This window comes from Herbiconiux sp. FW305-C-125 (genome assembly GCF_058783455.1).
This window is the reverse complement of record NZ_JBYSYO010000007.1, coordinates 48,276-61,565: the sequence shown is the minus strand read 5'-3', so window position 1 is coordinate 61,565 and position 13,290 is coordinate 48,276. Positions and strand designations below refer to the sequence as shown.

At 68.9% G+C, this 13,290-nt stretch carries 12 protein-coding genes and 2 riboswitches; of the genes, 9 read left to right on the top strand and 3 right to left on the bottom strand.

Going from position 1 to position 13,290, the window contains the following annotated elements:
- The first annotated feature begins 48 nt into the window (after positions 1 to 48).
- Positions 49 to 834 carry a hypothetical protein gene (locus tag AC3WLB_RS16950; protein ID WP_492507960.1) on the top strand — a complete coding sequence of 262 codons (786 nt, stop codon included), beginning with the start codon at positions 49 to 51 and terminating at the stop codon, positions 832 to 834.
- 55 nt (positions 835 to 889) lie between these two features.
- Here the strand turns inward: AC3WLB_RS16950 and AC3WLB_RS16945 are convergent, their stop codons facing one another.
- Positions 890 to 1,477 (bottom strand): carboxymuconolactone decarboxylase family protein, encoded by a 588-nt coding sequence (locus AC3WLB_RS16945; RefSeq protein ID WP_492507958.1) that lies wholly within the window; start codon positions 1,475 to 1,477, stop codon positions 890 to 892.
- A gap of 71 nt (positions 1,478 to 1,548) precedes the next feature.
- Entirely contained in the window at positions 1,549 to 2,556 is a 1,008-nt protein-coding gene (lgt, locus tag AC3WLB_RS16940; RefSeq protein WP_492508195.1) for a prolipoprotein diacylglyceryl transferase, read from the bottom strand.
- 288 nt (positions 2,557 to 2,844) lie between these two features.
- Here lgt and AC3WLB_RS16935 point away from each other — a divergent pair, with 288 nt between their 5' ends.
- The 7 genes from AC3WLB_RS16935 (at position 2,845) to AC3WLB_RS16905 (ending at position 10,594) form a co-directional block, all read left to right on the top strand.
- Complete coding sequence (locus AC3WLB_RS16935; protein WP_022897771.1) at positions 2,845 to 3,054, top strand: cold-shock protein; 210 nt, start codon at positions 2,845 to 2,847, stop codon at positions 3,052 to 3,054.
- Between the two features lie 168 nt (positions 3,055 to 3,222).
- Positions 3,223 to 4,323, top strand: coding sequence for a fatty acid desaturase (locus tag AC3WLB_RS16930; protein ID WP_022897772.1), 1,101 nt, complete (start codon positions 3,223 to 3,225; stop codon positions 4,321 to 4,323).
- Between the two features lie 29 nt (positions 4,324 to 4,352).
- Positions 4,353 to 5,087, top strand: a complete 735-nt coding sequence (locus AC3WLB_RS16925) for a copper resistance CopC family protein (RefSeq protein WP_492507956.1) — start codon at positions 4,353 to 4,355, stop codon at positions 5,085 to 5,087.
- A gap of 67 nt (positions 5,088 to 5,154) precedes the next feature.
- Positions 5,155 to 5,249: riboswitch (glycine riboswitch) on the top strand.
- Between the two features lies 1 nt (position 5,250).
- A riboswitch (glycine riboswitch) is annotated at positions 5,251 to 5,348 on the top strand.
- 32 nt (positions 5,349 to 5,380) lie between these two features.
- On the top strand, positions 5,381 to 6,511 hold the full coding sequence (gcvT, locus tag AC3WLB_RS16920; RefSeq protein WP_492507954.1) for a glycine cleavage system aminomethyltransferase GcvT: 1,131 nt from the start codon (positions 5,381 to 5,383) through the stop codon (positions 6,509 to 6,511).
- Positions 6,512 to 6,516: 5 nt separating this feature from the next.
- Complete coding sequence (gene gcvH, locus AC3WLB_RS16915; protein WP_022896427.1) at positions 6,517 to 6,888, top strand: glycine cleavage system protein GcvH; 372 nt, start codon at positions 6,517 to 6,519, stop codon at positions 6,886 to 6,888.
- Positions 6,889 to 6,895: 7 nt separating this feature from the next.
- Entirely contained in the window at positions 6,896 to 9,781 is a 2,886-nt protein-coding gene (gcvP, locus tag AC3WLB_RS16910; protein ID WP_492507952.1) for an aminomethyl-transferring glycine dehydrogenase, read from the top strand.
- Positions 9,782 to 9,832: 51 nt separating this feature from the next.
- Positions 9,833 to 10,594, top strand: a complete 762-nt coding sequence (locus tag AC3WLB_RS16905) for a pentapeptide repeat-containing protein (RefSeq protein ID WP_022896425.1) — start codon at positions 9,833 to 9,835, stop codon at positions 10,592 to 10,594.
- 15 nt (positions 10,595 to 10,609) lie between these two features.
- On the opposite strand, the gene AC3WLB_RS16900 is transcribed toward AC3WLB_RS16905, so the two are convergent.
- The gene (locus tag AC3WLB_RS16900) at positions 10,610 to 11,383 is read right to left on the bottom strand and encodes a CPBP family intramembrane glutamic endopeptidase (protein WP_492507949.1); all 774 of its coding nucleotides are present in this window, start codon (positions 11,381 to 11,383) and stop codon (positions 10,610 to 10,612) included.
- A gap of 200 nt (positions 11,384 to 11,583) precedes the next feature.
- Between AC3WLB_RS16900 and AC3WLB_RS16895 the strand changes: the two genes are divergently transcribed.
- Positions 11,584 to 13,197, top strand: coding sequence for an ABC transporter substrate-binding protein (locus AC3WLB_RS16895; protein WP_022896424.1), 1,614 nt, complete (start codon positions 11,584 to 11,586; stop codon positions 13,195 to 13,197).
- The last annotated feature ends 93 nt before the right edge of the window (positions 13,198 to 13,290 follow it).

Here is a 13,290-nt window from a genome sequence, read left to right as displayed (position 1 = left end):
TACTGTCGGAGGCGGATGAGGGCCGACGAGAGGGAACGGGGACCCGGCATGCACACCCACATGATCACCGTCGTGAAGAACGGCAAACTGAACCCCGACGTGCGGTTGTGGACCGGCCTCGCCGCCCTCACCGTGGCGGCGCTCACCCTCGCCGAGTTCCTCGTGCAGGTGCTGCTCGTCGGCGCGCGCCCCGCCCTCGACGACTCCACCGCGCTGGAGCAGTTCATGGCCGCCACGGCCAACCAGACGCTCGTCACCATCCTCATCGACACCTTCCTGATGGCGGCGCTCATCGTCTTCCTCGGCGGTTTCCGCCAGATCATCACCCACACCCGTCCCGACCTTCAGTGGGTGGCCGACCTGGCGTTCGGCGCCGGTCTGCTGTTCATCGGCGTGACCCTGGTGGGCGACGCCATGGAGGGCGGCACCGCCCTCGACACCACGAACCTCACCCCCGACGCGTCGTCGCTCCGGGCTCTCACGGTCGGTCACACCCTCATGTTCGGCTCGATCGGATGCGCGCTCAACGCCCTGCTCGCCGCCGCATCCGGGTACGTGATCCTCGCCTCCGGCGCCCTCCCCGCCTGGACCGGCTGGGTGGCGTACACCACCGCCGCGCTCAACCTGCTCGCCGTCCCCACGATGTTCGGCGGCACCAGCCCCGACTCCTTCTTCGCCGCGGGCGGCGCGGCGAACGCGATGCTCGCGACCTTCCCGTGGCTCGTGTGGGTGGTGTGCGTCGGGTTCGTGGCCATCCGCGACCGCCGACGGCTGCACGACCTGCCGCCCGAAGTGCAGGCGGCCACCGGCGCGGCGACCCTGGCCGCGCGCTGAGCGAGACAGCGGATGCGCGCCGGTCTGCGACCGTCGAGGCGCTGCCCGGGGCCGCTCAGAGACCGCTGAGGAGCGCGGCGCGCAACGATTCGGGCAGCGTGGCCGGCGGCTCCACCTCGACCGCCAGCGCCTGCACCGCCTTGGCGTAGTAGTTTCGCACCGCGGCGGCCAGCGCGATGTCGACGATCTCACGGTCGGAGAAGCCGTGTTCGCGGAGCGCCAGGGAGTCGGCATCCGTCATCGACGACGCATCCGTGCTCACCTTCTCGGCGAACGCCATCATCGCGATCTCGGCCGCTGACAGCCCGGCCGCCTCGCCCTCGTCAGCAGGGGAGCGGGCGATGCGCTCGAGCGCCTCCTCGTCGAACAGGCCGAGCGCGAGGCTGCGGTTGCCGTGGGCGAGCCGGCAGTGCTTCGAACGGGCGCCGCGTGCGGCGGCGAGAGTGACGAGTTCGTAGCGGCGGAGGTCCATCGACGACACGATGGCCCGCACCAGGTTCTCGAACGCGACGACCGCCTCGGGATTGACCGCCATCACGCGCGTGTACGCGGCGACGCTCCCGAGCGTGGCGCGATCGCTCTCGTACTGCTCGGCGACCAGGCCGGTCGCCTCCGATTCCGGAGTCGTCTGGATGATCGACATGGCCGCCCTTCCCGCAGAGATGCACCCATGGTGCCACCCCGCGAGGGCGGAGTGAAGAGGGGGCGGGCGCCCTACTTCGTGCTGTCGCTCCCGGACGCCGACTCCGGGTTCGCTGCCGCCCCGCCGCCGGCGGTCACCGCGGTGCCGGCGAGTTCCTCGTCGGTCCAGCGCTCGGCCGCCGCGGCAGCCTCTGCCTCGGCCTGCTCCTCGGGCGACGCGACGCCCTTCGGCCCGCGACCTTCCCGGTACACCGAGATCTCGAGGCCGGGGTGCCGCCGACCCTGCACGATGAATAGCACGATGCCGAGCACGACCGCGGCGAACGAGGCCCAGACGTTGGCCGGGATGCCGAGGAAGCCGTCGCTCGACGGATCGATGCGGATGGCTTCGAGCCAGCTACGGCCGAGCCCGTACCAGACGAGGTAGAGCGCGAACAGGCGTCCCCAGCGCAGGTGGAACCGGCGCTCGATCAGCAGCAGGAGCGCCACACCGACCAGGTTCCAGATGATCTCGTAGAGGAACAGCGGGTGGAACAGGGTGCCGTCGGCCAGGCCCGTCGGGAACTTCGCGTTGGTCGACTCGATCTCGAGGCCCCAGGGAAGCGTGGTCGGCAGGCCGAAGAGCTCGTGGTTGAAGTAGTTGCCGAGGCGGCCGATCGCCTGGGCGACGAGCATCGCGGGCGCCAGCGCGTCCGCGAACGACCAGAGTCGGATGCCCGTGATGCGGCAGCCGATCCAGGCGCCGATCGCGCCGCCGATCAGCGAACCGTAGAGGGCGTTCCCGCCGTCCCAGATGGCGAACACGTTCCAGAGGTTCGCGCCGGGATAGAAGTAGTCGCCGATGTGCGTGAACACGTGGTAGAACCGTGCCCCGATGATGCCGAGGGGGACGGCCCAGAGCACGATGTCGATCACGATGCCCGGCTCACCGCCGCGCTTGGTCAGGCGCCGGTTCACGATGATCATCGCGACGATGATGCCGGCCAGGATGAACAACGCGTAGATGTGGATCTGGAAGATCCAGATGTTGAAGACGGCGAACGCGGGATCGGGGCTCGGGATGCTTAGCGGGCTGATGATCTGCGACCTTTCAGGAGTGCGCGGTGAGCTGCGCGATGCACCGGATCGACCCGGCCACGTCGAATTCTAAAGGATACGGCTCGGAGCATCGATCACAGCGCATTCGTAGCCAAACGGGCGACCGGCCGCTAAGCTGGATTCAGTTGTTGTGTGACCCATGAATCTTGAATAGGGTCTTTTGCCGGTGTTTCACGCCGGCGAGGACTTGCATTTCTGAGGAGCGGAACAAAGTACACCGCGACGGTAGGCCTCGACAAGCGGGGCCGCTTACCTCGAAATGAGAAAACAATGCCTACAGGTACCGTGAAATGGTTCAACTCCGAAAAGGGCTTCGGCTTCATCTCGCCCGATGACGGTGGCGAGGACGTGTTCGCTCACCACTCCGGCATCAGCGGCAGCGGTTACAAGAACCTCGAAGAGAACCAGCGCGTCAGCTTCGACGTCACCCAGGGCCGCAAGGGCCTCCAGGCCGAGAACATCACGCCGGTCAGCGCGTAGTCTCGCCCCACCACCCCGAAGAACCCGTGTCGGCCGCTGGCCGCACGGGTTCTTTGCCGTCTGCCGGGGCAATACGCAGGTTCGGCCCGTAGCGTGAGGGCATCTGAAGTGGGCATCCGCTCGAACACCCGGCTGGGAAGTCGAACCCGACACCAGTGAGCAGGTCCCGTGACCGTCTTGTCCACCTCGAACGTCCGCGCCACCGCGCCCCGCAAAGCGGGCGCCGCGCATCCGACCGCCGCCTACTCCGAGCTCCTCGCCACCGTGCGCGACGTAGGGCTGCTCCGCAAGCGGCGCACCTTCTACATCGTCATGTTCGCCGCGCTCGTGCTCGCTCTCGGCGGTGCCGCCACCGGGTTCGTGCTGCTCGGTGAATCCTGGTACCAGCTGCTCATCGCCGGCGGCCTCGGCATCATCTTCACGCAGTTCGCGTTCCTCGCGCACGAGGCAAGTCACCGCCAGGTGTTCGAGTCCGGGCCCGCCAACGACCGCGCCGGCCGCACCCTCGCCACCGCGTTCGTGGGCATGAGCTACACCTGGTGGATGTCGAAGCACACGCGCCATCACGGCAACCCCAACGTCGTCGGCAAAGACCCGGACATCGACATCGACGTCGTGTCCTTCCTCGAAGAGGATGCGGCCACCCGCCGCGGCCCGATGGCGTGGCTGACCCGCAGGCAGGGCTTCCTCCTCTATCCGCTGCTGCTCCTCGAGGGCTTCAACCTGCACTACCACTCGTTCAGGACTTTGTTGAGCCGCCGCCCGGTGGAGGGCCGTCGGCTCGAGCTGTGGTTCATCGGCATCCGCCTGATCGCCTACCTCGCCGTCATCTTCTATTTCCTGCCGCTCGGCATGGCCTTCGCCTTCATCGGTGTGCAGCTGGCCGTGTTCGGCCTCTACATGGGGGCGTCGTTCGCCCCGAACCACGTCGGCATGACCGTGTTCCCGGCGGGCTCCCGCATCGACTTCCTCAGCAAGCAGGTGCTCTCCTCCCGCAACATCGCGGGCGGCTGGGGCATGACCGTGTTCATGGGCGGGCTCAACCTCCAGGTCGAGCACCACCTCTTCCCGAACATGGCCCGCCCGAACCTCCTGAAGGCGCGGCCCATCGTGCAGGAGTACTGCGCCACCCACAAGATCCCCTACACCCAGACGTCGCTGCTCGAGGCGCACGCCGCTGTCGTGGCGTACATGAACCGGGTGGGCAAGGCTGCGCCCGATCCCTTCGACTGCCCGGTCGTGAACCAGTACCGTCTGCGCCGCAGCTGACCCGAGCACCGACCCCGTATCGTTGTCGGGTGAGCATCTCGAGCAGCCGACCGCGATCCGTTCTCCGACTCGTCGCCCTCGGTGCCGCAGCGATCGGGATCGGCGCTCTGCTGCTGGCCGGTCCCGCCGCCGCCCAGGCGCACGACGCGCTCGAGTCGTCCTCACCCGCCGCGGGCGACTCGGTCACCACCGACCCGGGCACCGTCTCGCTCACCTTCTCGGACGCGCTCATCACCATCGGCGACGACACCAGCGGATTCGCGGTGCAGGTCGTCGACAGCGAGGGCCTGCACTACGAGTCCGGATGCGTGTCGATCGAGGGCACCTCGGTCGCCGCCCCTGTCGCGCTCGGTCTCGCAGGGGGCTACGTCGTGCTCTGGCAGGTGGTCTCCTCCGATGGGCACCCCACCTCCGGCCAGTACGACTTCGACTACGAACCCGCCTCGCAGGACGGCGCGCACGACGGACTGACCGACCCGCCCGTCTGCGGCGAGGCCTGGTCGGGGGAGCCCGACGGCGGCCCGACGGCCACCGCCACTCCGCCGGCGACGGCGGGGTCACCCGCCGCGACCGCGACCGCCGCACCCGCACCACTCGCGACGGCGGCTGCGGAGAGCGCCCCGGCGACGGATGCCCCGAACGAACCCGCCCCCGCGCTGCCCTGGCCGGTCGTCGTGCTGATCGCGCTGGCCGGGCTCGGTGTCATCGCCGCGATCGTGGTGCTCGTGCTGCGCCGGAACCAGGGCGGAACCGGCGCGGAGTGAGCCGCGCGACACCCGGGCGCGCTATGCTCGGTGGCGTAGCACCATCCAACTGAATACCGCCGGTCATTAGTCCGACGCGGGAGAGCCGAACCCTTCGTGGAACGGCACCGAAGGAGCAATCCTCCCCGATAATCTCTCAGGTCCTCGTACCGCCTCGAACTGGCCACTCTGGAAAGCAGTCCGCAGCATTGCCAGCGGCTCGCCCACGGTGAAAGCGTCGTCCCGCGACGTGAAACTCTCAGGCACGATGACAGAGGGGGAGTTCTCAGAGCAATCGCCTACCCGGAGAACTCATGCCCCCATCGACGGATTCCCCTACCCGCTATTCACCGCTGCACGCCGTGCACGTCGCGGCCGGCGCCACCTTCACCGACTTCGCCGGCTGGCAGATGCCGGTGCGCTATTCGAGCGACCTCGCCGAGCATCACGCGGTGCGCCAGGCGGCCGGCCTGTTCGATCTCTCCCACATGGCCGAGTTCCAGGTGTCCGGAACAGACGCGGGTGCCTTCCTCGACCACGCGCTGGCCGGCCTGCTCTCCGCCATCGAGATCGGGCAGGCGAAGTACTCGCTCCTGCTGGCTCCGGCCGGCGGCATCATCGACGACGTCGTGGTCTACCGCACGGGCGAGAGCGACTACCTCGTGGTCGCCAACGCGTCGAACCACGATCCCGTCGCGGCGGCGCTGGCCGAGCGGATCGACGGATTCGACGCGCAGCTGCGCGACGTCAGCGACGAGACGGCACTGATCGCCGTACAGGGGCCGGCCGCCCGGTCGATCCTGGAGCAGACGGGCGGGTTCTCCGCCCCGGGCCTTGACGGCCTGCGCTACTACCGAGCCATCGAGGGCGAGTTCCAGGGCGAGCGCGTGCTCGTGGCACGCACGGGCTACACGGGCGAGGACGGGTTCGAGCTCTACGTGCATCCGCGGTTCGCCGAAGCGCTCTGGCAGGCGGTGGCCGAGGCCGGCGCCGACGCCGGGCTCGTGCCCGCGGGTCTCGCCAGTCGCGACACCCTGCGCCTCGAAGCCGGCATGCCGCTCTACGGCCACGAGCTCTCGCTCGAGACTCTGCCGGCCCAGGCCGGCCTTGGCCGCGTGCCCGCCCTCGCCAAAGCCGAGTTCGTGGGGCGCGCCGCCGTCGAGCAGGGGCCGGCGGCGGATGCTCCGGTGCTGGTCGGTCTCACCGCCGACGGCCGGCGCGCCGCCCGCGCCGACTACCCGGTCTACGCCGACGCCGAATCCACCGAGTCGATCGGGGTGGTCACGAGCGGGGCGCTCTCGCCGACGCTCGGGCAGCCGATCGCCATGGCCTATGTCGACCCCGCCCTCGCCGAGCCGGGCACCGAGCTCAGCGTCGACATCCGCGGCACGCGTCTGGCGTACCGCACCACGACCCTCCCGTTCTACCGCCGGAAGAAGGATTGACAGACATGACTGACCAGAACGCACTCCGCTACACCGCCGAGCACGAATGGGTGCTCGTGGAGGGAAGCATCGCCACCGTCGGCATCACCGCGTACGCCGCGGCGCAGCTGGGCGACATCGTCTACCTCGACCTGCCCGCCGCCGGCACCGCCGTGGCCGGAGGCACGGTCGTGGGCGAGATCGAATCGACCAAGTCGGTGGGCGAGCTCTTCGCGCCGGTCGACGGCACCGTGGTGGAGAAGAACACCGCCGTCGAAGACGCTCCCGAACTCGTCAACAGCGATCCGCTGGGTGCCGGGTGGTTGCTCAAGGTGGAGTTCACCGAACTGCCCGAGCTGCTCACGCTCGAGCAGTACAACGCTCTGATCGGGGAATGACCGCGCGATGACGGAACAGCGTCCTTTCTCCGCCCGACACATCGGCACCGACGCGGCCGCCAAGGCCCGCATGCTCGAGACGGTGGGCTACGGCAGCCTCAGCGATCTGATGGCGGCGGCCGTGCCGAGCGCCATCCAGTTCGACCGGTCGCTCAGCGACTCGCTGGTGCCGCCCGCGGCCACCGAACGCGAGGCGGTCGACGAGCTGCGCGCCCTGGCCGGCCGCAACCGCGTCTCCACCTCCTACCTCGGGCTCGGCTACTACGACACCATCACGCCCGCCGTGATCAAGCGCAACGTGCTCGAGAACCCGAGCTGGTACACCGCGTACACGCCGTACCAGCCCGAGATCTCCCAGGGCCGGCTGGAGGCGTTGATCAACTTCCAGACCATGGTGGCCGACCTCACCGGGCTCGCCACCGCGAACGCCTCCATGCTCGACGAGTCGACCGCAGCGGTGGAGGGCATGCTGCTCGCGCGTCGTGCGAGCAAGTCGGCCTCGCACCGGTTCATCGTCGACGCGGATGCCTTCCCGCAGACGAAGGCGCTCCTGCGTTCGCGCGCGGAGGCTCTCGGCATCGAGATCGTGGAGACGGCGCTCGACGCGGTCGATCACCCCGCGCATCCGGCCACCGACGCGTTCGGCGTGTTCGTGCAGTACCCGGGGGCGTCTGGGCGGGTGTGGAACCCGGCCGACGTCATCGAGATCGTGCACCAGGCGGGCGGCATCGCCGTGGTCGGTGCCGACCTCCTCGCCCTCACCCTCCTCACCTCGCCCGGCGAGCTCGGTGCCGACGTGGCGATCGGCACCAGTCAGCGCTTCGGTGTGCCGATGGGCTTCGGTGGCCCGCACGCGGGCTACCTCGCGGTGCGCGCCGGGCTCGAGCGGCAGCTGCCGGGCCGCCTGGTCGGCGTGAGCGTGGATGCGGCCGGTCACCCCGCCTACCGGCTCAGCCTCCAGGCGCGCGAGCAGCACATCCGGCGCGAGAAGGCCACGTCGAACATCTGCACCGCGCAGGTGCTGCTGGCGGTGATGGCGGGCATGTACGCGGTCTACCACGGTCCCGATGGGCTCCGGGCCATCGCCGCCGAGGTGAACCGCGTGGCTCGCTCGCTCGCGGGGCAGCTCGCCGCGGCGGGCTACGAGGTCGTGCACGCCGACTTCTTCGACACGCTGCAGGTGCGGGTTCCGGGCCGGGCCCACGGCCTCGCCGAGCACGCGCACGGTCAGGGCATCCTGCTGCGCGTGGAGGACGACGACACGATCGGGATCGCGGTCGACGAGACCACCGGCGACGCCGAGCTGCTCGCGCTGGCGCGCGTGTTCGACGCCGCCGCGACCGAGGTGCCCGCCGTGGAGCCGGCCACGAGCATCCCGGCCGGTCTTCTGCGCACCAGCGAGTACCTCACGCATCCGGTGTTCAACACGCACCGCTCGGAGACGAGCATGATGCGCTACCTCAAGCGCCTGGCCGATCACGACTACGCGCTCGACCGGGGGATGATCCCGCTCGGCTCCTGCACGATGAAGCTCAATGCGGCCAGCGAGATGGAGGCGGTGACCTGGCGCGAGTTCGCGGGCATCCACCCGTTCGCGCCGAAGAGCGACGTCGAGGGCTACCTGGAGCTCATCCGCCAGCTCGAGCGATGGCTGGCCGACGTGACCGGCTACGATTCCGTGTCGTTGCAGCCGAACGCGGGGAGCCAGGGTGAACTGGCAGGCCTCCTCGCCATCCGCGGCTACCACCGTTCGCGCGGGGACCTCGAGCGCACCGTGTGCCTCATCCCGTCCAGCGCCCACGGCACCAACGCGGCCTCCGCCGTGCTCGCCGGCATGAAGGTCGTGGTCGTGGCCTGCGACGATCTCGGCAACGTCGATCTCGGCGATTTGCGCGCCAAGATCGAGCAGCACGCCGACGACCTGGCGGCGCTCATGATCACCTACCCGTCGACGCACGGCGTGTACGAGCACGAGGTGACCGAGATCTGCCGGCTGGTGCACGAGGCCGGCGGCCAGGTGTACGTCGACGGCGCGAACCTCAACGCCCTCCTCGGGTACGCGCGGTTCGGCGACTTCGGGGGCGACGTGTCGCACCTCAACCTGCACAAGACCTTCTGCATCCCGCACGGCGGCGGCGGCCCCGGCGTCGGGCCGGTCGCGGCGAAGGCGCACCTGGCTCCATTCCTGCCGGGGCATATGTTCGCGCAGGACGCCGAGCACCTCCAGGTCGACGGCACGTCGGTGGTGCACGGGGGCGGGGCGGTCTCGGCCGCGCCCTACGGCAGCCCGAGCATCCTGCCGATCAGCTGGGCCTACGTACGCATGATGGGGCTTCAAGGGCTCGCGGATGCGACGGCTTCGGCCGTGCTCGCCGCCAACTACGTCGCCGCGCGGCTGGCTCCGCACTACCCGGTGCTCTACACGGGGGAGAACGGGCTGGTCGCCCACGAGTGCATCCTCGATCTGCGCGCCATCACGGCCGAGTCCGGGGTGTCGGTGGATGACGTCGCCAAGCGCCTGATCGACTACGGCTTCCACGCGCCGACCATGAGCTTCCCGGTGCCGGGAACCTTGATGGTCGAGCCCACCGAGAGCGAAGACCTGGCGGAGATCGACCGGTTCATCGACGCGATGATCCTCATCAAGGCCGAGATCGACGCCGTCGCGGCGGGGGAGTGGCCGGCGGAGGACAACCCGCTGCGCAACGCCCCGCACACGGCGCAGGCCGCGATCGAAGGCGAGTGGACGCATCCGTACGACCGCGCGCGGGCTGTGTATCCCGTGCACTCGCTGGTGCGGGGCAAGTACTGGCCGCCGGTGCGCCGGATCGACCAGGCCTACGGCGACCGCAACCTCGTGTGCGCGTGCCCGCCGCCGGAGGCGTTCGAGTGACCGCGCCGGGTCGGCGTGGCGACGGCACCCCGCTTTGCTAGTGTTCTCGCCATGCCCGTCCCGCGCTCCGGTTCTGTTCGTCTGCTGGCCGGCCTGATCGCGGGTCTCGCGCTCGTGGCGGTGGGTGCTGCACCCGCGCAGGCCGCCGACCCGGTCTTCGCCGAGGGCGACTGCGTGGTGTACCGGCTGAGCGACAACGGCCCCGGCGGGGCGCAGTGCGCCGGCGTCGACCTCAGCGGAACACGGTTCGGCGAGGGCGACTTCCGCGGCGCGGTGCTGACGGGCGCGAGCTTCGCCGGCGGCGACATCCAGGGTGCGAAGTTCGACGGGGCGACGCTCGACGGTGCCGACTTCACCGGCACGCGGGTGGTGGGCGCCGACTTCACGAACGCGGGCATCCTGCCCGGCACGCTCGACGTGACGGCGGATGCGTCGGGGCAGGCCGTCGTCGAGTTCGCGGCCGACCTGCCCGCCGGGCTCACCCTCGACGGCTGCTCGATCGCGGGCGCGCCGGTGGAGTCGGGGCAGTCGTTCCCGCTCGGCACCTCGAACATCCTCTGCCGGTTCTCGACCACTTTCGCCGGGAACGACCCCGGTACCGCACAGGCGGTCGTCACCGTGAACGTGACGGCATCGGCGACCGCGACTCCGACGAGCGAACCCCTCTTCACCCCGGTGGCGCCGACCTCGGCTGCGCAGGGCGATGCGGGCAGCACCCCGAACTACCTGATGATCGGGGGCTTCATCGGCGGGGGCATCCTGGTCGCCCTCGGCATCGTCGCGTTCGTTCTGGCCAACCGCCGCAAGGCGTGACGCGGTCGAGTCGTCTCAGAACAAGCTGGGGAACGTCGCCAGAGCCCAGGCGTAGCCGACGAAAGAGGCGATGTCGATGATCCAGTGGGCGATCACGAGCGGCATCACCCGGCCCCAGCGCCAGTAGCACCAGCCGAACACCACGCCCATCACCACATTGCCGAAGAACGGCCCGATGCCCTGGTAAAGGTGGTAGCTGCCGCGCAGCACGGCGGCGGAGAGGATGATCTGCCACTTCCCCCAGCCGATCTGCCGCAGCCGGGTGAACAGGTAGCCCACCACGATCAGTTCCTCCTGAAGCGCGGCGCGGAGCGCGGAGAGGATGAGGATGGGCGTCGTCCACCAGTACGTGTCGAGGGGTGCCGGCACGACGTTCACCGTGAAGCCGAGGGCACGCCCCACGAAGTAGAGCGCGATGCCGGGAACCCCGATCACGAGCACGAGAAGCAGGCCCCGCCCGAGGTCGCTCACGGGCTTCTTCGCGTCGAACCCGATGCGCCGGAACGGGTTGCCGCCGGAGATCGCCAAGAGGTAGAAGGCCAGGGCGACGGGCACCAGATCGAAGAAGATCGCCAGCAGCTGGTAGGTCAGATCGAGCCACGCGCGGTCGCTCAGGGAGCCGTTGATGGTGGCGGTCTGATCGGCCAGAGCGGTCTCGGCCGTGAGGCGGCCGATGAGGTTCACGACCGAGTAGACGGCGGATGCCCCGAGCGAGACCCCGAGCACGATCGCGATCTCGGTGAAGAGGCGGCGGCGCCGAAAACGGGCCCAGTCGACGGCTCGGCTCATCGCTCTACTTTCTTGCGTCAGGCGCCTGAATTCCACGGAAACTGTGGGGAATCCACAATAAACCAGCGGAGATAGTTTCGTGTGTGTAACTTTTTTGGCCACCATTTTGCCGATGCCGGTACCCCCACTTAGGGTACTTCCTTAGGCTGCGCCCTCCATAAGGGGGTATCGCCTTGCCCGCATTTTGCACAGGAGGAAAATTGAAAATCAGACGGTTAGGCATCGGCGCGATCGCGCTTGCTGCCGCGAGTGCACTCGCACTGTCCGGCTGCGCCAGCGGCAGCTCGGACTCGTCCACGGGAAGCTCTTCCGCGGTCATCACGGCAAACGGTTCTGAACCTCAGAACCCGCTGATCCCCACCAACACGAACGAGACCGGTGGCGGACGCATCATCGACTCGATCTTCGCCGGCCTCGAGTACTACGACGCCACCGGAGCGCCGCAGCTCGACGTCGCCGAGTCGATCGAGACCGACGACTCGCAGACCTTCACGATCAAGATCAAGCCCGACCTGACCTTCACCAACGGTGACCCGGTCGACGCGCAGAGCTTCGTCGACGCCTGGCAGTACGGCGCCCTGCTCTCGAACGAGCAGTTGAACAGCTACTTCTTCGAGGACATCGAGGGCTTCAGCTACGACGAGGACAGCCCCCTCACCGGCCTCAAGGTCGTCGACCCCACCACCTTCACGGTCACGCTGAAGGAGCCGCGCGCGGACTTCCCGCTGCGCCTCGGCTACTCGGCCTTCTACCCGCTGCCCAAGTCGGCCTACGACGACATGGACGCCTTCGGCCAGAACCCGATCGGCAACGGCCCGTACAAGCTCGCCTCCGCCGACGCGTGGCAGCACAACGAGAAGATCGACCTCGTCGTGAACGACGAGTACAAGGGCGGCCGCAAGCCGGCCAACGGTGGCGTGACCTTCGTGTTCTACGCTTCGCAGGACGCCGCGTACGCCGACCTCCTCGGTGGCAACCTCGACGTGCTCGACGCCGTCCCGGACAGCGCCTTCGGCACCTACGAGTCGGACCTCGGCGACCGCGCCGTGAACCAGCCCGCCGCCGTGTTCCAGTCGTTCACCATCCCGGAGCGCCTCGCGCACTTCGGTAACGACGAGGAAGGCAAGCTCCGCCGCGCCGCCCTCTCGATGGCGATCAACCGCGACGAGATCACCGACGTCATCTTCCAGGGCACCCGCACCCCCGCCTCCGACTTCACCTCCCCGGTGATCGACGGCTGGAGCGACTCGCTCGAGGGCGCCGACGTGCTGAAGTACAACGCCGACGAGGCGAAGAAGCTGTGGGCTCAGGCCGACGCCATCTCGCCGTGGTCGGGCACCTTCCAGATCGCGTACAACGCCGACGGTGGCCACCAGGGCTGGGTCGACGCCGTGTCGAACAGCATCAAGAACACGCTGGGCATCGACGCGTCGGGCGCTCCGTACCCGACCTTCGCCGAGCAGCGGACGGCCATCACCGACCGCAGCATCCAGACGGCGTTCCGCACCGGCTGGCAGGCCGACTACCCGGGTCTGTTCAACTTCCTCGGCCCGCTCTACGCGACCAACGCATCGTCGAACGACGGGGACTACAGCAACCCCGACTTCGACGCCCTGCTGCAGGCCGGTTCGAAGACCACCGACACCGAAGAGGCGAACGGTGACTTCCAGAAGGCTCAGGAGATCCTGCTGAAGGACCTCCCGGCCATCCCGCTGTGGTACTCCAACGTCACCGGCGGCTACAGCGAGTCCGTGTCCGACGTGGACTTCGGGTGGAACTCGGTTCCGCTCTACTACGCGGTCACCAAGAGCTAGTACTCGCTCGATCGGGGGCGGCAGCATCGTGCTGCCGCCCCCGTATCATGTCTTACGTCCAGGTGGCGTCCCCGCCCATTAGCTCGATTGGTT

Coding starts and splice junctions, on each gene's coding strand:
- AC3WLB_RS16950 (WP_492507960.1), top strand. CDS start 49: ATGCACACCCACATGATCACCGTCGTGAAGAACGGCAAACTGAACCCC.
- gcvH (WP_022896427.1), top strand. CDS start 6,517: ATGACTGACCAGAACGCACTCCGCTACACCGCCGAGCACGAATGGGTG.
- AC3WLB_RS16935 (WP_022897771.1), top strand. CDS start 2,845: ATGCCTACAGGTACCGTGAAATGGTTCAACTCCGAAAAGGGCTTCGGC.
- AC3WLB_RS16945 (WP_492507958.1), bottom strand. CDS start 1,477: ATGTCGATCATCCAGACGACTCCGGAATCGGAGGCGACCGGCCTGGTC.
- AC3WLB_RS16905 (WP_022896425.1), top strand. CDS start 9,833: ATGCCCGTCCCGCGCTCCGGTTCTGTTCGTCTGCTGGCCGGCCTGATC.
- gcvT (WP_492507954.1), top strand. CDS start 5,381: ATGCCCCCATCGACGGATTCCCCTACCCGCTATTCACCGCTGCACGCC.
- AC3WLB_RS16900 (WP_492507949.1), bottom strand. CDS start 11,383: ATGAGCCGAGCCGTCGACTGGGCCCGTTTTCGGCGCCGCCGCCTCTTC.
- gcvP (WP_492507952.1), top strand. CDS start 6,896: ATGACGGAACAGCGTCCTTTCTCCGCCCGACACATCGGCACCGACGCG.